We start from the raw sequence: 18,675 nt of genomic DNA, 5'->3' as shown, positions 1-18,675 counted from the left end.
GTCTTCTCCCGGTCACTGCGGCGGTGGGTGTTGGGTGCGCCAGCGCAGGCTGGTCAGGTCGGCCGGGTCGGCGGTGACGCCGGTGGCCGCGGGGTCGGGTGGGGGCGGGGTGGACAGCACCGCGCTGCCGAGCACGCCCCAGCCGGGCAGGAGGACCGCGCTGGCGTCACTGAGGGCGCCGAGGCGGTCGATGTCGGGGTGGACGTCGGTGAAGGTGTCGATCAGGTCGGCGGCGGCGGTGTAGACGTACTCGACGTCGGCGCGCGGTGCGAGCCAGACGACCGCGCGGACGTTGATCGGCAGGAACCGGCGCAGTACCGCGCGGAGCCGGTCGGCCATCTGCTCGTCGAGTAGTCCCGACACGGGCTGGGTGAGGTAGAGGCCGACGGTGCCCCGCGTGTAGACCTCGTTGTCGGCGAGGGGTCTTCCGGTGAGTTCGCCGGCCGGCCGGTGCGGTGTGTAGGAGACGAGGTCGTCCCATGCCTGGAGGCGGCGGAGGCGGTCGAGGTCGCGCAGGACGACGCTGGTGCTTCCGGCGTAGCGGCGCAGGGTCCCGGTGTCGGTGGCGCGGCCGGTGCCCGCGTGGGAGTGGGCGACGGAGCGGTCGCTGCGGTGCAGGAGCCACTGGCGGCCGGCGACGGTGACCGGCGCGGGCCAGGTCTCGCCGGGGGCTCCGGCGGTGACCTCGGCGGCGGTCCCGCCGATGGGGATCGCCCACAAGTCGGCGCCGCCGGTGCGGTCGGAGCGGAAGAACACGCGCGGGGGCAGGCCCGGGCGGGTGGTGATCGCGGGTTCCCGGTCGCCGGCCGTGCCCGCGGGCGGGGTCGTCGTGAGAGCGGTCTCGGCGCTCCACGGGCCGGCCACCGGCCGGTTGCGCTGGCGCAGCGACCATCCTGGCTGCGCGTGGCCGTCCTGCCGGGACCAGACGGCCCAGATCCGGCCGTCGGGGTCGCGTCCGAGGGTCGGCTCGCGGCTGCTGACGCCGTTGCCGGTGGTGAGGGGCTCGTCGCCACTCCAGGTGGCGCCGTCGAAGCGCACGGTTCTGACCTGCCAGGCGCCACCGTCGTGGCGGGCGTAGGCGAGTACGGCACCGACGCCGTCGCCCACGGCGGCCAGGTCGCTGTAACGGCCCGGCGCCAGCCCGGGGACCGGCGCGGCCGGGGTCCAGTCGACGCGGTCACCGAAGTCGCCGGTGGCGATGTGGTTGGCGGTGCCGAAGCCGAGAGCGGTGGCGGCACTGGAGTGGGCGAGGTCGATCTGGAGTCGGGCGTCGCCGCCGGTTCCGGGCGATTCGAGGCGCAGTGCCCCGCCGGGCGCGCTGGAGGCGACGGCGAGGCCGCCGAGCCGGTCGTTGACGACGGCCATGACCTCGGCGAGCGACGGCGCCGCGGGGTCGGCGAAGTCGGTGCGCGCGAACTGGGCGGCGTGGCCGCGTCCGGCTGCGTCGCGCAGCATCAGGTAGGAGCCGTGCGGCACGGGGAAGGGCGTGCCGCGTACGCCGGTGAGGGTCGCCGGACTCGCCGGGCGCGGGGTGCCGATCGCGCTGTGGACACGGGCGGAGGGCGTGCCGGGCCGGTCGACCCAGCACAGCAGGATCCGCTGCGGCTGACCGGGTCCGGCCGGCGGAAGCGCCGCCGCGGCCGGTTCGCCGCCGGGGAACAGCTCCACGGAGTCGCCCCAGCGGCCTCCCCGGTAGCGCTTGTACTGGATGCGGCCGACAGGTTCGGCCGGGAGGTAGTGCGACTCGTTCGGGGAGGCGACGCCGACGCCGAGCTCGCCCGGGACCGGTGGCCGTGGGAACGCCATCCCGGCGACGGCTCGCCGGGCGGCCCGGTCGTCGGCCGGGCCGAGCGGGTCGGAGACGGTGTGGAATACGCCGAAGCCGCCGTCGGGGTCGCTCACGATCGCGAGGCGGCCGCGCGGTGCGCCGTCGAGGCTGACGAGGCTGGTCTCGGCGGCTTCGACGCGCAGTGTCGTGCCGTGGGCGTCCAGGCGAAGGTGCCCGTCGGGCAGGGCGGTGGCGGTGAGGTCGCGGAACTGGCGGTTGAGGGCGGCGGCGACCTCGGCGGTCGTGGCGGCGGCGAGGTCGAGGGCGTCGTCGCGGGTGAACCGCGCGGTGACCGGTCCTTCCCCGTCGGTGCTCACCGTCAGTTCCATGCCCGGCCGCAGCGGGAAGGGGCCGGGGGCCGTTCCCGTGACGCCCGGAAGGCCCGCGCCGGTGTTGGGCGGGGCGAAGCCGAGCAGGTCGGCGGCGTCGTCGGCGGCGAGCCATCCCGCGCCGGTCTCACGCAGCGCGAACAGGTTGCCCTGCGGGGCCTGGTTGCTGCGGTTGATGTGCTGGGCGTACTCGGCGACGCGGACCTGCCAGCCGGTGTAGCGGGTGACGATGGTGCGCAGGTTCGGGACCGTCCCGACGGTGCGGTAGAGCGTCGGGGCGGCGCGCACCTCGTTGCGCTGCGAGTACACCGGCAGCGTCCGGTCGGGCCGCCAGTTGAGGAACTCGGCGAGCAGCGGCAGGTAGTCGGGCGGCGCGCGATCGATGTCGTGGAGCTGGCGCAGGGCCTCGGCCGTCGAGCGCATCAGCGCGACCGGTGCGGTCGCGGCGGTGAGGAAGCGGCGCAGCTGCCCGGCTCCGCGCAGTTCGGGCGGCAACACCCGCAGCGCCTCCTGGACACCGGGGTCGAGCAGACGGACCTCGTCGGGGCGCAGCGGCACGTCGTCGCGCTGGTGCACTGCGGGCAGGAGCCGGTAGAGGCGCTCGCTCATGCCGTAGTCGGCGGTGGCCAGCGCACTCGCGCGCGCGGACTCTCCCGTGTGGTGCTCGGTCCCGTCGAAGGCGAAGACGGTGTAGTAGTAACGGGTCAGGGGTGTCAGGCCGGTGTCGGTGAGTCGGTCGATGACCGGCTGCCCGGTGCCGTCGTAGACGACGTCGCCGTCCTCGGGCCCGGTCGGGTAGCTGCGCTCGCGGCGCACGACGCGCGTCGCGGTGAGGAAGCCGCCGTCGAAGGCGGCGACGGGCGGGTTCGTCCAGGTCAGCTCGACGGCGCCGCCGAAGAGATGCGGTACGGCGCGCGCCTCGGTGGGGGCGCGGCCGGGTGCGGCCACGAGGCTCATCTGGCGACGCCTCCCTCAATGACGAGGCGGATGGTCTCGGGGTATCCCGCGCGGGCGAGTTCGAAGGGTTCGAGCTCGATGACGCCGTCGGCGTCGACGTCGCCGCCCGGTGTGCGGCTGAACTGGGTGACGGTCAGCGAGGCAACCTGGGGGAGGCTCTGCAGGGCGTCGTAGAGACGGCTGAGGTACACCGGCTGTCCGAAGTCGACGGTGTCGAAGGCGATGAGGGCCGCGGCGGCTTCGGTGACGGCGCTCTGCACGTCGGCCTGGAGGTAGTAGGGCTCGGCGCGGACGGTGGCCTTGAGGTAGATGTCGGCGGGCTCCGGGCCGAGGACGCGCAGCGCGCTGGTGGCCATGCGGGAGGACTCGAACGCGGCGAGCAGGTCGCGGCGCAGAAGTTCGGGCGGCTGCTCGACGCGGCCGGCGGGCGCGACGTAGAGCAGGACGTCGTTCCAGTTGAGGGCGACCGCGCGGGCCTTGCCGACGCCGGGAGTGCGCAGGGCCAGTTCGACGTAGTCGTCGGCGGTGACCGCGCGGTCCTGCGCGCGGTAGAGGCGCGGGGCGAGGGTGCGGGCGGCGTCGATGCTCTCCGACTCGGTCCCGCCGGTGGCGCCGGCGGGCGCGGTGATGGCCCGCAGTTCGCTCACCGACGAGGTGAACGCGGTGCCCGGCGGCACGTTGCCGAGGGTTCCGCCGCCGACCCGGTAGGTCGCCGAGACGAGCACCTGGTCGAGTCCGGAGCCACCGCGCGGCGGGATGGCCCCGTTGAGGCCGTCGCCGAACAGGAGGGACACTCCCCCGTCGGCGTCGCGCTGGACCATGAAGCACCGCTGGACGGGCGCGGCCGTGGCCAGGGTGCGCACCTCGCGCCATTCGGTGGTGCCGCCGGGGCCGGTGACCGAGACCGTGATCGATCCCGCGATGACCGGGCCCTCGCCGAGCCGGTAGAGCTGGTTGGCACTGCCGTCGGAGACGCCGAGGACCTCGGCGGTGACGGTGCGGCCCTCGACGGCGCTCAGCGGCATGAACCAGCGCAGGTCCCCTTCGACGACCGGTCCGAGGACGGCGTCGGAGAGGATGGTGGCGCGGGCCGTCTCGAACTGGATCCGCTCCCCTGCGGCGGTCTGGGCCGAGACGGCCGTGCCGGCGGGAATCGTGAAGGGCAGTGCCAGACCCGCGGCGACGGCAACGGAGAGTTCGACGGTGGCGGGCACGGCGCTGCGCAGTTCGTAACCGAGCAGACGCAGCAGCTGCACGAGGGATTCGGGCTCGTCGCTGGTGGCCGGGAACAGCTGGGCGGCGATGCGGGACTGGTAGTAGAGCGTGATGTCGCTGGCGTAGGCGAACAGTTCGATGAGCAGGACGCCGAGGTCGTTCTCGGAGTGGTCGGTCCATTCGGGGAGGGTCTGGCGGGCGATGTCGAGCATCGATCGGCGCAGCGCCTCGTACCCGAGATTGGTGTAGTCGATGGGGAGTCCGCGGACCTCGCTCATGACGGCCTCGGCAGTGTGAGCGCCACCTGCTGCGCCGGCTCGGAGGAGTCGACGGCGTAGTCGAAGGTGACGGTGAGAACGGATTCGGTGTGGGTGAGGCGGACCGGTGTGACCAGTCGCGCCTGCGGGAGGTGCTCGCGCATGGCCCGCTCGATCTCGCGCCGGACGAGACTGCGCAGTGTGTGGTCGTTGGGCTGCTGGAGGCGCTGGTGGACGCCCCCGCCGTAGCCGCGGCGGGCAAGGCGTTCGCCGAGCGCGGTCGACAGCAGGTGGCGCAGGTTCTCGGTGATCTTGGCCGGGCCGGCGGTCTGGGCGACGCGGCCGCCGACGACGCGAAACGGCACCGACATTCCCCGTGGCGCGGTCATTGCAGCCTCCCTCTCAGGTTCGCCGGCGCGGCCGGTGTCGAGCCGGGTACGCCGAGCGCGGCGACGGCGCTCTTCAATGTCAGGCCGGTGGCGGGGACGGCCGGATCCCAGGCGGCGAACGCCGCCTTGAGTCCGTTGTCGAAGGCACGCAGCTGCTCGACCTCGGTGCGCAGCGCGCCGATGAAGGCCCAGAAGACGGGATCCTGCGCGGCGGCGGAGATGGTCTCGGCGTCGGCGGTGAGGATCCGCCAGACGCCTTCGCCGAGGGCGTCGAAGTTCGGCCGGACCTCCGGTTTGTCCACATTGGAGCCCGCGGGCGGGTCGAGGGTGTCGAGATGGGCGCGCATCGCCTCACGCAGCTCGCCGGCGCAGATCGTCTTGTCCGAACCCAGACTCATGGCCGCCCCCTCACGCCAGCACTTTGGTCTGGGTGGTGATGGTGATCGCGACCGGCGCGCCGAGGTTCCCGACGCCCATGTCGCCCATGTGCAGCACGGGAGCGGCACCGGCGCCGAGCATGACCACCGGGCCGTCGACCTTCGCCATGGCGGCGCCGAGCTCCATCTTCGAGGCCCCCGCCTCCGCTGTCACCGAGGCGGCTTCGAGGGTCAGTTTGGCCAGCCCGGCGCCGTGCTTGACGTTGACGGCGCTCGCGCCGAGCTCGATCTCGTGGGAGTTCTTGCCGTCGGTGACCTTGATGCCGCTGGAGTCGCACACGATGACGTGGCCGTTCTTGCCGTCGGTGAGCTTCACGCCGTCGGCGTCGAAGCGCAGCTCGTGGGCGTTCTTCCCGTCGGTGATGACGATCGACTCCGAGCCCTCGGTGTCGTCGAAGATCAGCAGGTGGCCCGAGACGGTCTTGACCGCCCGCACCGTCGGCGGGTTCTTCGCCGCCTCCTCCGCCCAGGTTCCGGCGGCGTGCTGGACACCCGTCCACAGCGGGAACTCCGGATCGCCGCCCTCGAACTCGACCCACACGCGGGTCTCGTTCTCGGGCACGAAGTAGACGCCGAAGGGCAGTGCCGCCCGCGCCGGGACGAGCTCCTCGGGCGGGAAGATCGTCGGCACCGAAACCTGGAGGACGCCGAGCTTCGCGTCGTCGCGGTTGTCCTTCACCACGCCGGTGTACTTGCCGAAATACTGGTCAGCCACTGCTCCCCCTCACCGGACGGCCTTGAAGTCGGTCTTGTAGCCCCCGGTGTCGATCGTGTGGGTGACGCTGGTGACGTACCAGTCGCCGACGAAGCGCTCGTGGACGCCGAGGATCGACACGTTGCACTTGGCGCGCATCCAGATGGACCCGACGGTGGTCCCGCTGGCCGACATGCCCAGCCGCCGTGACTCCAGCGAACCGGTCTTGTCGTCGAGCTGCTGCTGGCTTCCGGCGACCCTTCCCGTGGTGGGCTTCGGCTTGGCCAGCTCGGTCTGGAGCTTCTCCCTGGCCCGCAGGCCGACGTCGTAGAGGGCGTCGATGCGGTCGAGGTCGGCGCGGCTGGCGCGTGAGCCGATGTCGGCGGCCAACGGCCAGATGAACACCTCGACCGGGGGCTGCGGCGGGGTGTTGACGGCCTGGCCGGCGTCGTCGATGTCGTTGACCTCGCGGACCCGGTCGATGAAGCTGGCGTCGAAGGCGGGGCTGAAGGTCATCAGGTTGCTGTCGGCGCCCATCCGGTAGCGCAGCACGAGCTTGTCGGCGCGGTTGATGCCGAGGATCTTGCGGTCGGGGATGAAGTAGAGGACCTCCTCCTCGTTCTCGTCGAGCTCGACGAAGCACTTGGCCTGGAACTTCTTGGCCAGGTCCTGAAGGAAGGCGAGGTCGGTCTTGGCGTCCTGGTTCTCGCGGGTGACCTTCGGGTCGGGTTGGAGGTCGGCGACGATGTCGGCGAAGTGGTAGGGCTCGCCGATCTTGCGCACGACGGCGTTGGCCGTGGTGTTGGTCCAGTTCTTCTTCTTCTCGACCAGGCCCATCTCGATGGACTTGTCCTCGCCCTTGACCTTGACCTGGGGGACGCCGTTCTCGGGGTAGTTCACCTCGACCTTCGTGATGGTCGCGCGCAGCATCAGGGCGTGCTGGCCGGGCTCGGCGTAGCCGAGGTCGATCTCGGCGACGCAGCCCTCCATGAGCGCGTCGGCGTAGACCATGCGCGGGTCGTTGACGGTCAGTGTCACGTTGTCGGCGAGCCGGTCGTCCTCGACGACCTGGACGGAGGCGACCCAGGGCGTGATGTCCTGGCCCTCGACGACGACGGAGAAGTAGGGGACGCGGGCGATCCGCGGGCCGGTCACCGGAAGCTCCGGGCGCGGTTGGCGCGGGTCGCCTGGCCAGGCGACGGGAGGCGCAGCTCCTCGCCGGGGGCCAGGTCGAGGGGGTAGCGCAGCGGGTTGACGTCGAGGATCCGCCACCAGGAGAGTTCGTCGCCGAGGTGGCGGCGGGCGATGAGGTCGACGACCTCGCCCTGGCGGACGCGGTGGACGCGGTCGCCCGCGGTGTCGTTGGCGGTGAGGCGCAGGCCGATGACGTGGCGGGGCAGGCCGTCGGGGCCGGTGACCTCGAAGACGGGGAGGCCGGCGAATCGTGAACCTCGCGGGACGGGCATCGCGTGCTCCTCTAGGCCGCTGGATCGGGGTTGTAGGGGGTGATCTCGACGCAGGTCACCTGGATCTCGGCGCGGACCGGGTCGAGCGAGGTGTTGAACAGCTGCTCGGTGATCTGCACTTCGGTGACGACGCAGTCGACGACGCGGTCGCCGAACCCGAAGGCGCACACCGGCGGCGCGGCGAACACCGAGGCGGAATCGTCGTAGAGGCCGGTGAAGCCGCCGACGGAGGTCGAGGCGTCCTGCCAGCGCTCGGTCTGCGGGTAGGTGAAGGCGCGGTACTTGACCAGTTCGGGGCCGATGCCGCCGCGTTCGTCGCGGGCGATGTCGATCTCGTCGTCGGCGGGGCCCTTGAACAGGCCGTCCACGACGACCTTGAACGAAATGGTCCGGTCGCCACCGGCGCTGTACTGGCGGACCGGCATGAGCATGCCGGGCGCGTTGAGCGTGGCGTAGGAGACCGAGCGCTTGTCGTCGACCTTCTCGGGGTTGTACTGGAACTGGACCAGGATCTCCGGGTCGAGTCCGACGCTGGCCAGGAAGCCGCGCACGGGGTTGCGCCGGTTGAGGTTGGCCATGTGTCCGCTCCCTCCTCTAGGCCGCGGCCGGGCGTGCGCCGGCCTGGAAGTCCTGGGTGGCCCGCAGGGAACCGAGGCGCGCCTGCAACTGGGCGATGATGTCGTCGGTGAGCAGTTGCGCCGAGTCGGCCTCCAGCCGTTCGGCAGTGATGCTGATGTTGATGCCGCCGGCGTTGACGGTCTGGTCGACGGCGGTGGAACCGCCGGCGGCAGGTGCCGCCAGGGGCCCGCCGGAGGCGAGCGCGCCGAGTCCGGGTGCCGCGGCGGCCGGCGGCGGTGCGGCCGACATGGCGGTGACCTGGTTGACGGCGTCGGTGATGAAGCTGCTGCCACCGCCGCCTTCGTCGCCGCCGAAGAGCCAGTCGCCGGCTCCGCTGAGGGCGTCGCCGATGCCGCCGATGGCATCGCCGGCGAGGTCGACCATGCCGCCTGCGGCGTCGCCGACGAGCCCGGCGGCGCCGGAGATGACGTCGGTGACACCGCCGATGACCGTGCCCGCGACGTCGCTGACCAGGCCGCCGAGGGCTCCGACGGCACTGCCGATTCCGCCGAGAACGTCGCCGATGATCCCGCCGAGGCCGCTGAGGACGCCGCCGAGCATGCTGCCGATGCTCGACACCACGCCCAGGACGCTGCCGAGGGATCCGAACAGGGAGGCGAGCGTCGCCAGTGGACCGGCGGCGTAGACGAGCGCGGCGGCCACGGCCCACACGAACCCGGCGATGAGCGCCAGACCGACGCCCATGGCGACCATGTCCCCGGCCGTCATGGCGCCGAGGGTCTGGGCTAGCTGGGACAGCGCGGCGATGAGGCCGGTAAGACCGGGCAGGGCCGTGACGGCCTGCGCGGTGAGGGTGTTGAGGGCCATGGCGAGCAGGTACACGAAGCCCGCGATGAGCAGGAAGCCGAAGGCGATCTGGATCATCTGGCCGACGCTGAACGCGGCGATGGCCGCCATCATCTGGGTGATCGCGGTGAAGAACGCCGCGAGCGGTTCCAGTGCCGAGATCGCCTGCGCGGTCAGGGTCGACAGGGCCTTGCCGAGCAGCCAGACGAAGCCGCTGATGAGCAGGAAACCGACGGCGATCTTCGCCAGCTGCGCCCAGTCGAAGCCGGCCAGCGCCGTCATCAACTTCGTGATGCTCTCGAAGAACGTGTTCAGGTGCGGGATGACGGTGCCGAGATCGGTGGTGAACTGCTGGAACGCCTTGCCCAGCAGCGCCACGAAGCCGGCGATCACCAGGAAGCCCACGCCGATCTTCGCCAACTGCGACCAGTCGAAGCCGGCCAGCGCCGTCATCAACTTCGTGATGCTCTCGAAGAACGTGTTCAGGTGCGGGATGACGGTGCCGAGATCGGTGGTGAACTGCTGGAACGCCCTGCCCAGCAGCGCCACGAAGCCGGCGATCACCAGGAAGCCCACGCCGATCTTCGCCAACTGCGACCAGTCGAAGCCGGCCAGCGCCGTCATCAACTTCGTGATGCTCTCGAAGAACGTGTTCAGGTGCGGGATGACATCGCCCAGATCGGTGGTGAACTGCTGGAACGCCTTCCCCAGGGCCGCGACGAACAGAGCAATCCCGGCGAAGCCCGCCGCGATCTTGGCCAACTGCTCCCAGTCGAATCCCGCGATCGCCGTCATCAGCGCCGTGATCGCCTCGAAGAAGGTCTTCAGCTGCGGAACGATCACCGCCAGGTCGGAGGTGATCAGCGCGAAGGCCTTGCCCAGCAGCGCCACGAAGCCCGCGATGCCGAGGAACCCCGCGCCGATCTTGGCCAGCTGCTCCCAGTCGAAACCGGCGATCGCGTTCATCAGCGGGATCAGCCCGGCGACGAGGATCCCGATGGCGATCGCCGCCGGGATCGCGGCCGCGGTGAAGGTCGCCAGCGCCGCGCCGACCCCGTACAGGAAGGCCACGATCAGCGCCAGGCCCACCGCCAGCAGCGCCAGGAGTCCCAGCAGCTTCCACAGGTCCAGCGCGGCCAGTGGGTCGGCGCCGGTGACGGTGATCTGGATCGTCCCGTTGACGCCGATGCCCTGGTTGAGCTTGTCCAGGATCTGCTGGAGCAGACCGATGATCGTTGCCCCGATGCCGCCCATCTCGGTGGCGAAGATCGCCACCAGCCCTTCCAGGCTGACCAGCCGCCCGACGATGTCGTGCAGGTGGAGGTGGGAGCGACCGTCGAGCCACCGCATGTAGGCGATGTGGTCGAGCAGTTCGAGGAACTTGTTGTAGCTGAGGTACGCCACCGCCCATCTGGTGGCCTCGATGTGGTCGAGGAGGTCTTCGTTCATGACCTCCACGCGCAGTCTCGTCTGGAAGACCGAACCGAAACTGTCGACCAGGCTCAAGGTCATCAGCCGCAGGGTCATGCGGACCTCGTCGAGCTGGGCGTTGATCGCGTCCAGAGGCGGGCGGACGACGTCGATGAGCCCCGAGCGCACGTAGGCGCCGATGAGCCTCGCGCTGTCGTCGCTCAGCGACAGTGAGATCGGCAGTACGCCTTCCACCGCGGATCACCTCCCTTGTTCGGTAGCCGGCGCCCTCAGCGCCGTGCCTGGCTTCGGGCACGTTCCATCTCGGACTTCTGTTCGGCCAGGACCTCGGTCAGCAGCCGCACATAGGCCCGGCGTTCGTCGATCTCGAGGCCCATCGCCTCCGAGTAGCTCCAGTGCAGGTGGTAACCGAGCGCGAAGACCTCCTGGCGGAGCCGTTCGGCCTCGGTCAGCTCGGGGTAAAAAAACTCGTCAGGTCCAGCGAGGTCCGCATCGGGCGGCCGCAGGTCTGGCAGTCGATCTCGCGGGTGAGGTCGAGACCGGGCATCTCCTCGCGAAACGCCTTCTCGATGCGGGCCCGGTCGCCCATCGTCAGATCCGAAAGGATCTTGGTACCCAGCGCTTCCCGGCGGTTGTCGGGCATCTCCTCCCCGTCGCAGGAGACGCTGACCAGGCAGCGGGCCAGCAGCGCGTTGGTGCCCTTCGTGGCGTTCTCCCGGGCGATCATCGAGATGCGCTCCTCGTCCTGCCCGATCGGGATCCGAAAGCGCAGCAGGTCGTACCAGGCGTCCTTGGCGCGGTCCTCGAAACCGTCCTCGAGGATCACCACGATCTCCGGCGGGCCCGGCGTGTCGCACATCCGGACCGGGAAGCTCTCCAGGTCCTCGACCGACAGGGTCGTCTCCTTGCACGACGGGCAGGTGTAGCTGGCCTCCAGCTCCGTGCCGAAGGTCAGCTTGCGCAGCTCCAGGAGCAGGAAGTTCCGGTCGGCCGAGGTGAGCTCGCCGATGACCTGCCGGTTGACCTGGGTGATCTCGCCGATGCCGCGCACGCATCCGTTGAGCAGCTCGGTGACGAGTTTGCCGCCGTTGGCGCGCAGTTTGCGGTCGGCGAGCAGGGCCTCCTCGTGCCCGGTCATCTTGCGCAACCTGGCGGTGCGGTGGAGCCGCCCGTCGGCGTCGAGGTGGCCGACTGGCAGTCGCACGTCGTACTCGCGGGGGCGCCGGGTCCTGGCCTCGACCTCGGTGATCGTCACGAGACACGCTCCAGGCCCTCGTGCTCGATCTCCAGGGTCTGCTTGAACAGGCCGGCCGAGCCGGCTTCGAGGTCGGAGAACTTCGAGGACTTGACCCAGGCTCCGTAGAAGGCGAAGCGCAGGACCTCCTGTCCGTTCTCGGTCTTGATGATCGCGCCGTTGCGGCGGACCGAGGAGGTCTTCGACTCGCCGTTGAGGGCGAACATCTCGCCGAACCAGTCCTTGAAGAAGCCGTCGAAGCGGCTTCCGTCCATGTTGCGCTCGACGACCAGCGGGTCGAACTTGATGACGCCGCTGGCGATCTTGTGGACGGTCGGGGAACCGCCGTCGGGTTGTTCGATGACCTCGGTCATGCCCTCGTTGAGGCCGGTGACCTTGGTGACCGGGCACTGGGTGCCCTCGATCTCCACCAGGAAACCGTGGGTCCGGTAGGACTCTGAGAATGTCAGCTCAGCCATGTCGGCTCACTCCTATGCTCTCTACGCCTCGGCGGCGCTGGCTCCGCTGTCTTGCTGGCCGACGACGATGAGAATCGCCTCGACCGGCTTGGCCGGATAGAAATAGACCTCGAGGGTGAAGATCCCGTTCGAGACGTCGGCCGGTGGGTTGTTCTCGGCGTCGCACTTGACGGTGAAGACCTGTTCGGCGGGGTCGGAGCCGAAGGCCCCCTGCCGCCACAGGCCGAGCAGGAACGGTGTGACGACGTTGAGCCGCACCGCCTTGCGCAGTTCCTCGCTGTGCGGCTCCTGCGGGACCCAGGTGAGTCCTTCGCGCAGTGAGGTCTTGATGAAGTTGAACAGCCGCCGGACGTTGACGAACAGCCAGCGCGTGTCGGTCGACAGGGTGCGTGAGGCGTCGACGACGACGCCGGCACCGGGCAGGGCGCGGATGCCGTTGACTCCCCCGTTGCGGACGAGGTCGGTGTGGTCGGCGTCGGTCATGTCGTACTCGACACCGAGGGCGTCGGACAGGCGTGCCTCGTCGCCCGCCGGTGCCTTCCACACGCCCCGGGTGCCGGAGATGCGGGCGTAGGTGCCCAGGACCTGCCCGACGGGCGGGATCCACACCAGCGGCTGGACGGCGGCGGCGACCGGGTCGGGGTTGACGACCTGGATCCAGGGCCCGTAGAGGGCGCCGAAGACCTTGCGCCCGCGCAGGCCGGCCGCGTAGGCCTTGGTGCCCTCGATGTCGAACCCGTAGGGCACGGTGCCGACGAACATCGCGTCGCCGCGGCGTTCGCAGTAGGCGATGGCTGCGGCGGTCACGCCGATGGAGGTGGTCTCGGGGCAGGCGAGGAGCTGGATGCCGACGCCGTTGAAGGCCTCCAGTCCGGTGCGCGTCGACGGGTCGCCGAGGAAGGCGGTGTCGGCCGGGTCGGCGCCGTCGGTTCCGCCCAGCAGCGGGTAGCTGCCGGGCGCGGGCGCGTCGAGGCCGGCTCCCGAGGCGCTGTCGAGGTCGGTGACGACGAGGTAGGAGGATCCGGAGTTGGGGTCGTTGACGGCCGCCTCCACATAGGAACTGTGGGAGTCGACCATGCTGACGGAGGCGAAGCGCTCGACCTCGGCGCCGTCGCGGCGGACGACGAGGTCGAACTCGACGGTGGAGACGCGCACGGCGACGGCCGGCAGGGCCGGGAACGCCGGCGCGGCGGCCCAGCCGATGAGGCGGTAGGTCTCCGAGGCGGCGGTGAGCTCGCGGAAGGTCTGCGTCCCGGCGACCGGTGTCGCACCGGTCAGGCCCAGGGCGGTGCGGGCGTCGGTCGCGGGACCGGCGGGCGCGGCGAGCGCGATCGTCGATCCGGTGCCGTCGGTGGACGACAGCAGTGCGAGGCGGTTGTTGTGGGTGACCTCGGCGGTGAAGCCGATCGCCTGGCGGTTGACGGCGGCGGCGACCTCGCCGACGGTGGCCGCGGCGGGGTTGGTGAAGTCGGTGTCGTGGAACAGGATCGTCTCGCCGGTGCCTCCGTTGGGGGTGACGAGCACGCCCGATCCGTTGGGGACGGTCGCGGCGAGCGCCGATCCGGCGATGACGTGGCCGCGGGTGGCGAACTTGACGGCCGAGCCGGTGCGGAATCCGCTGGCCGAGGTGAGGGCCAGTGCGCTGCGTCCGGCGGGTACGCCGTTGTCGCTGTTGGCGTTGCCGCCGGTGAATCCGAGCGCGGCGGGTCCGGTGACGGCCAGGCGCGACCAGACGCGGGGGTCGGTGGAGACGACCGCGACGGCGACGTTTCCGCCGGGGGTGACCGCTGCCTTGACGGCGGTGGTCTGGCGGTTGATCGCGGCGGCGACCTCCTGTGCGGAGGCGGCGCCGATGGTGGCGAAGTCGGCGGTGCGGAAGGTGACGTCGGCGACCTGGTCGGCGCCGCGGGTGGTCACGGTGAACTGGGCGGTGGCGCCGTCGGCGAGTGCGAAGGGTTCGGCGTTGGCGCCGATGACCTGTGCGGGCACGGCGGCCGAGCCCAGTGGACTGGGTTCGACGGCGACGGTGAGGGCGTTTCCCCACGCGCCGGGGTCGGCCGTTCCTCTCGCCCCGGCCCGCAGGCGCAGGGTGGGCACGGGTGTTCCGGCTCGGTCGTTGACGTCGGCGGAGGCGGCGGCCGCACCGGCCCCGACGATCCGGACGACGTAGGCGTCGGCGCCTCCGTTGTCGAAGAAGCCCCGGACGGCGTAGGCGCCGAAGGCCTTGGGGTGGTAGGTGCCGAAGTTGGCGGTGAAGTCGGCGAAGCCGCGCACGCGGACGGCCCGGTCGGGGGCGCCGCGCTGGCTGCGGACGACGATGCCTGCGACGGAGGTGGGCGCGGCGGTGATCGTCGGCGCGGACCTGCCGTCCACCTCTTGGACGGTGACACCGAGATTGATGGTCATCTTCTCACTCCTCAGGCTTCCGCAGCGGAGCCGCCGCCGGGCTGCTGGCCGACGATGATGTGGACGGTCTCGGCGGGCCGGACGGGATAGACGTAGACCTCCACCCGGAACAGTCCGAGGTCCACATCGGAGGACGGGTTGTTCTCGGCGTCGCACTTGACGGTGAAGACCTGTTCGGCGGGGTCGGAGCCGAAGGCCCCCTGGCGCCACAGGCCGAGCAGGAAGGGCGTGATCACGTTGAGGCGGACGGTCTTGCGCAGCGCCTCGGTGTGCGGTTCCTGGCGGACGAAGCGCAGTCCGTCGCGCAGGGTGGCCTTGATGAAGTTGAACAGCAGGCGGGCGCTGACGTACTGCCAGCGGGTGTCGGTCGACAGGGTGCGCGAGGCAGCGACGGCCGGTGTGCGCCCGCCGGGCGACAGGATGCCGTTGGTGCGGCCGACGCGGACGAGGTCGTCGTGCTCTCCGGCGCTGAACCCGGCCGACAGGGCGAGGGCTCCGCGGATGGTCGCGGCGACGCCCGCGGGTGCTTTGTGGATGCCGCGTTCCTGTTCGGTGCGGGCGTAGACGCCCATGACGTGCCCTTCGGGCGGGACGAACCGCACCGGGGAGGGGCCGACGCCGGCGGGGTCGGCGACCAGGATCCACGGTGCGTACATGGCGCCGTAGACCTTGGCGCCCTGGAACTGCGCGGAGTAGGTCTTGACCGTCCCGGTGTAGTGCGACTCGGTCTCGTTGTAGTCGGCGGGCTTGCGCGGGACGACACCGGCGGGCGCGCCGCGATCGGGTGCGGAGCCGACGTAGACGGCGTCGCCTCGGGCGGCGCAGTAGTCCATGGCACCTCGTGCGGCCTGCGCGCGTCCGGAGGCGTCGAGCAGGTGCGCGTCGGGGACGGCGATGAGCTGGACGGCGGCGGTGTCGAGGGCGTGGAGTCCGGTGCGGGCGGCGGTGTCACCGACCAGTCCGCCGGCGGTCACGGCGTTCTCGGTGCCGCCGGTCAGGGCGACTCCGCTGACGACGGCGGGCACGTCGACTCCGGGCCCGGCCGAGGTGGTCAGGTCGGCCAGGGTGATCTGGCGCGAGCCGGTGACCGGGTGGTTGACGCGGTCGGGGGCGTAGTCGGTGCTGGCGGGCTGCATCGACAGGTTCGCCCAGGTCTCGACGACCTCGAACGCGCCGGTGGCGGGGTCCTGGTCGCGGACGACCAGGCGGAACTCGGCGCTGGTGACGGCCACGCCGGCCGCGACGGCCTCGCCGGTGGCGGCGCCGAGGGTGACCACGCGGGTCGCGGCGTTGACGGCGGTGACGACACGGAACAGGGTCGTCGTGGACACGATGCGCAGGACCGAGCCGACGTCGACGCCCGATGTGGAGGTCAGCTGCACGGTGGTCGCGGCCGCACCGGCGGCCACGGCCGTGGTGGTCGTCGCGCGGGGATCGTCGCGGACGTCGATGCGCAGGGTGTGCGCCCAGGTGCCCGGGTCGAGTGCGCCTCGCGATCCGGCGGTGACGCGCAGGCAGGCCGCGGGGGTGCCCTGGCGGTCGTTGAGCGCGGCCGAGGCCGCGACGCTGCCCGAGCCGACGACGCGGACGACGTGCGCCTCGCGTCCCCCGTTGAGGAAGAACCCGTTGACGGCGTGCGGGAGGTACCCGCCGGTGATGTGGCCGCCGAAGCGCGCGGCGAACTGGTCGAGGCTGGTGACGCGGACGGGCCGGTCGGGCACGCCGCGGCGGGCGCGTCCGACGAAGCCTCCCACCGACGTGGGCGCGGCCTGCAGGGAGGGACTGGCGCGGCCGTCGACCTCCGTGACGTTGACGCCTACCTGAAGTGGCATCGCTACGTATTCCTCTCTGGCGACGTCCGGACCGCTCCCTGCGCCGCAAGGCGGGAGAGCAGGCCGTCGGCCGCCGTGTCGCGGGCGACGACGATGCGCCCGCGGGCTGGCAGCACGCAGCGCCCGGTGGGCAGCTGCAGTTCGATGGGCGCCGAGGTGAGGTTCTCCACGACGACGGTGTCGGCGGCGGGCCGGCAGGCCAGTCGCGCGGGTTCGGTGCGGTAGGGGTCGGTGTGGGCGTCGTCGCCGACGAAGCCGAGGACGGCGGCCGCGTCGGGCACGTCGTCGCCGGCGGCGGGGGCGGTGACGGTCAGGCGGGAACCGACGCCTTGGGTGGGCGAGACGAGCCGTACACGGCCGTCGCCGGTGGCGCGGGCGACGGGGCGGCGGAGCTTGGCGTTGACGTTCTCGGCGACGTCGGCGGCGGTCCAGTCGGCGTCCTTGTCGCCGAAGCCGACCTTGCGGGCCTTGCCGTCGACGTGGACGGTCATGGAGGCGCCGGCGGGGATGGCGAAGGGTTCCCGCGCGCCGGTGAGGTGCGCCGAACCCGGTCCGCTGCCCGTGGCACGCGCGCCGGGGGTCAGGCCGAGGGCGGCGGCCGCCGTCGAGGACGGTGAGACCTCCAGGACGCAGGTCTCGCCGGTGTCCTCGGTGACCAGAACGAGCCGGTCGTCGTCGGACTCGGCGCCGATGCCGTCGAGTCCCACGGCGATGGCGACGGCGAGTTCGCCGGTGGTGGCCGCCTCGGGATCGTCGAAGCTGTGGAGGTCGAAGGTGAGCGTCTGCCATGGGCCGTTGTCGACGCGGACGACGAGGCTGGCGCCCTCGCCGAGTCGGTAGGTGGTCATAGCCGCAGCACGATTCCTTCCTGGTCGTCGGGGCCCGGGATGGGCGGCGGCTCGTCGTCGGCGGGGTCGAAGGGACCGCTCAGGGGCCCCGAGTGGAGCGTGGGACTGGCCGCGAGCGGCACTTCGACGCGTGGGCCGAGTTCGACGCGGGTGCCGATGTGGAGGTAGACGGGAGCCGGTGTGGCCCGCACGCGTATGTCGAGCGGTGGCGGCAGCAGGGTCCGCACCGGCAGGACGGTGCCGTTGACGCGAAGCCCGGCGTCGACGCCGACGCGGCGCATGATCTCGGCGCGCAGCGCGGTGGAGTTTCGGCGGTCGCCGGCGGCGGGCAGGATCTGGTACTCGGCGAGGACCGGCCGGGCGGGTGGCCGCACACTGCACACGGTCAGCCCCCCGCGGACGCGGAAGCTGTCTCGCTGGGCGATGTTCCAGCCGCGTTCGGGCTCCTCACGCTGGTCGGTGAGGGTGACCAGGACGACCGGGTCGGGCAGGTCCGCGGCCTCGGCGGGCGGGTCGAAGGGCGACTCCTCGACGACGACCGGCGCGACGACGCTGATCGTCGTGCCCGGCCCGATCGCGGCGGCGAGGGCGGGCTGGACGGTCAGGGTCGTGGTGTCGCCGGGTTCGTCGTGGGCCGCTCCGAGCACCGTGTACCGCTCCGCGCCGGACACGGCGACGCGGTTGCCCGCGTGCAGTCGCCGGTTGAGACCGGTGACCACGATCGTTCCCGACCCGGCGGCGGCGGGCTGTACGGGCAGGCCGGTGACGCCGGGCAGCGGCATCGCGTCGAGCAGTCCGACGAGCGCTTCCTCGATGTCGCCGAGTGGCCGGTCCTCCACGGCCAGGAGCTCGTCGAGGCGGATCTGGAAGGGCACGTCGGTCAGGACACGCCACCGCAGCTCGGTGACCTGGCCGCGCCGGTCGCCGGCGATGCCGAAGCGATGCTGCTCCCACACCCGGGTGCGGGAGACGGGCACGAACCAGCGGTGCTCCTCGCCGGGCGCGTCACCGGCGTCGGTGTAGGACAGTTCGAGCAGGAATGGCCGGCGCGGACCGCCCTCGGAGGCCCGGGTGGAGTGGGTCCACACACGCAGCTCGTCGAAGGCCGAGAGATCCAACGGCACCGCCGGCGTGTGAGCGGCGGTCACCCCGGCGGCTCCCGCGCGGACGGTGAGCCGCAGACTCCCGGTGCCCTGCACCCGCAGCTCGGTGACCTCGGCGTCGAGAAGGGTCGGGTCCGAAGACGCCCAGGCGTCCTCGAATCCGTGCACCAATGCACTCGGCATGCCGATCCCCCTCGAACCAGTCAGGCTCCCCAGCCTGGTTTCGAGTAAATGCCGACGGGGACCGGCACGACAGGGCGCGGGGACCGACCTAAGGGGAAGGTGTGTCTGCCTCTTCACGCTCGGCTATCGGGACTAAGGTCCCGGCAGATCGCCGACGGCGGG

General features: G+C 71.5%; 15 protein-coding genes. All 15 read right to left on the bottom strand.

Annotated features, from left to right (window positions below):
- Positions 1-12: 12 nt before the first annotated feature.
- On the bottom strand, positions 13-3,114 hold the full coding sequence (locus AB0I28_RS02960) for a phage tail protein (protein ID WP_357488991.1): 3,102 nt from the start codon (positions 3,112-3,114) through the stop codon (positions 13-15).
- A complete protein-coding gene (locus tag AB0I28_RS02955; RefSeq protein WP_357488990.1) occupies positions 3,111-4,607 on the bottom strand; it encodes a baseplate J/gp47 family protein in 1,497 nt (498 codons plus the stop codon). Before AB0I28_RS02955 ends, AB0I28_RS02960 begins: the two co-directional genes overlap by 4 nt.
- Positions 4,604-4,975: a GPW/gp25 family protein gene (locus AB0I28_RS02950; protein WP_357488989.1), complete on the bottom strand. Its 372-nt coding sequence runs from the start codon at positions 4,973-4,975 to the stop codon at positions 4,604-4,606. The genes AB0I28_RS02955 and AB0I28_RS02950 overlap by 4 nt, the downstream gene beginning before the upstream one ends.
- Entirely contained in the window at positions 4,972-5,373 is a 402-nt protein-coding gene (locus AB0I28_RS02945) for a hypothetical protein (protein ID WP_357488988.1), read from the bottom strand. Before AB0I28_RS02945 ends, AB0I28_RS02950 begins: the two co-directional genes overlap by 4 nt.
- 10 nt (positions 5,374-5,383) lie before the next feature.
- The gene (locus AB0I28_RS02940; RefSeq protein ID WP_357488987.1) at positions 5,384-6,127 is read right to left on the bottom strand and encodes a phage baseplate assembly protein V; all 744 of its coding nucleotides are present in this window, start codon (positions 6,125-6,127) and stop codon (positions 5,384-5,386) included.
- 9 nt (positions 6,128-6,136) lie between these two features.
- Positions 6,137-7,261, bottom strand: a complete 1,125-nt coding sequence (locus AB0I28_RS02935) for a hypothetical protein (RefSeq protein ID WP_357488986.1) — start codon at positions 7,259-7,261, stop codon at positions 6,137-6,139.
- The gene (locus AB0I28_RS02930; protein ID WP_357488985.1) at positions 7,258-7,572 is read right to left on the bottom strand and encodes a LysM domain-containing protein; all 315 of its coding nucleotides are present in this window, start codon (positions 7,570-7,572) and stop codon (positions 7,258-7,260) included. Before AB0I28_RS02930 ends, AB0I28_RS02935 begins: the two co-directional genes overlap by 4 nt.
- Before the next feature lie 11 nt (positions 7,573-7,583).
- The gene (locus tag AB0I28_RS02925; RefSeq protein WP_357488984.1) at positions 7,584-8,150 is read right to left on the bottom strand and encodes a hypothetical protein; all 567 of its coding nucleotides are present in this window, start codon (positions 8,148-8,150) and stop codon (positions 7,584-7,586) included.
- Between the two features lie 16 nt (positions 8,151-8,166).
- Positions 8,167-10,662 carry a hypothetical protein gene (locus AB0I28_RS02920; protein WP_357488983.1) on the bottom strand — a complete coding sequence of 832 codons (2,496 nt, stop codon included), beginning with the start codon at positions 10,660-10,662 and terminating at the stop codon, positions 8,167-8,169.
- Positions 10,663-10,876: 214 nt separating this feature from the next.
- Positions 10,877-11,683 (bottom strand): hypothetical protein, encoded by an 807-nt coding sequence (locus AB0I28_RS02915; protein WP_357488982.1) that lies wholly within the window; start codon positions 11,681-11,683, stop codon positions 10,877-10,879.
- A complete protein-coding gene (locus tag AB0I28_RS02910; RefSeq protein WP_357488981.1) occupies positions 11,680-12,141 on the bottom strand; it encodes a phage tail protein in 462 nt (153 codons plus the stop codon). The genes AB0I28_RS02915 and AB0I28_RS02910 overlap by 4 nt, the downstream gene beginning before the upstream one ends.
- 21 nt (positions 12,142-12,162) lie before the next feature.
- Complete coding sequence (locus tag AB0I28_RS02905; RefSeq protein WP_357488980.1) at positions 12,163-14,547, bottom strand: hypothetical protein; 2,385 nt, start codon at positions 14,545-14,547, stop codon at positions 12,163-12,165.
- Positions 14,548-14,558: 11 nt separating this feature from the next.
- Entirely contained in the window at positions 14,559-16,379 is a 1,821-nt protein-coding gene (locus tag AB0I28_RS02900) for a hypothetical protein (RefSeq protein WP_357488979.1), read from the bottom strand.
- 2 nt (positions 16,380-16,381) lie between these two features.
- Positions 16,382-17,227 carry a hypothetical protein gene (locus AB0I28_RS02895; protein ID WP_357488978.1) on the bottom strand — a complete coding sequence of 282 codons (846 nt, stop codon included), beginning with the start codon at positions 17,225-17,227 and terminating at the stop codon, positions 16,382-16,384.
- Positions 17,224-18,513: a hypothetical protein gene (locus tag AB0I28_RS02890; protein ID WP_357488977.1), complete on the bottom strand. Its 1,290-nt coding sequence runs from the start codon at positions 18,511-18,513 to the stop codon at positions 17,224-17,226. Before AB0I28_RS02890 ends, AB0I28_RS02895 begins: the two co-directional genes overlap by 4 nt.
- Positions 18,514-18,675: the final 162 nt, after the last annotated feature.

It is taken from the genome of Phytomonospora sp. NPDC050363 (assembly GCF_040655735.1).
In the GTDB taxonomy this organism is placed as follows: Bacteria; Actinomycetota; Actinomycetes; order Mycobacteriales; family Micromonosporaceae; genus Phytomonospora.
This window is presented reverse-complemented; position numbering and strand designations above follow the sequence as displayed.

Bases quoted from the DNA above. Each gene is read 5' to 3' on its own strand.
- AB0I28_RS02900 (WP_357488979.1), bottom strand. From the start codon at position 16,379: ATGCCACTTCAGGTAGGCGTCAACGTCACGGAGGTCGACGGCCGCGCC.
- AB0I28_RS02930 (WP_357488985.1), bottom strand. From the start codon at position 7,572: ATGCCCGTCCCGCGAGGTTCACGATTCGCCGGCCTCCCCGTCTTCGAG.
- AB0I28_RS02905 (WP_357488980.1), bottom strand. From the start codon at position 14,547: ATGACCATCAATCTCGGTGTCACCGTCCAAGAGGTGGACGGCAGGTCC.
- AB0I28_RS02925 (WP_357488984.1), bottom strand. From the start codon at position 8,150: ATGGCCAACCTCAACCGGCGCAACCCCGTGCGCGGCTTCCTGGCCAGC.
- AB0I28_RS02955 (WP_357488990.1), bottom strand. From the start codon at position 4,607: ATGAGCGAGGTCCGCGGACTCCCCATCGACTACACCAATCTCGGGTAC.
- AB0I28_RS02950 (WP_357488989.1), bottom strand. From the start codon at position 4,975: ATGACCGCGCCACGGGGAATGTCGGTGCCGTTTCGCGTCGTCGGCGGC.
- AB0I28_RS02895 (WP_357488978.1), bottom strand. From the start codon at position 17,227: ATGACCACCTACCGACTCGGCGAGGGCGCCAGCCTCGTCGTCCGCGTC.
- AB0I28_RS02910 (WP_357488981.1), bottom strand. From the start codon at position 12,141: ATGGCTGAGCTGACATTCTCAGAGTCCTACCGGACCCACGGTTTCCTG.
- AB0I28_RS02890 (WP_357488977.1), bottom strand. From the start codon at position 18,513: ATGCCGAGTGCATTGGTGCACGGATTCGAGGACGCCTGGGCGTCTTCG.
- AB0I28_RS02945 (WP_357488988.1), bottom strand. From the start codon at position 5,373: ATGAGTCTGGGTTCGGACAAGACGATCTGCGCCGGCGAGCTGCGTGAG.
- AB0I28_RS02960 (WP_357488991.1), bottom strand. From the start codon at position 3,114: ATGAGCCTCGTGGCCGCACCCGGCCGCGCCCCCACCGAGGCGCGCGCC.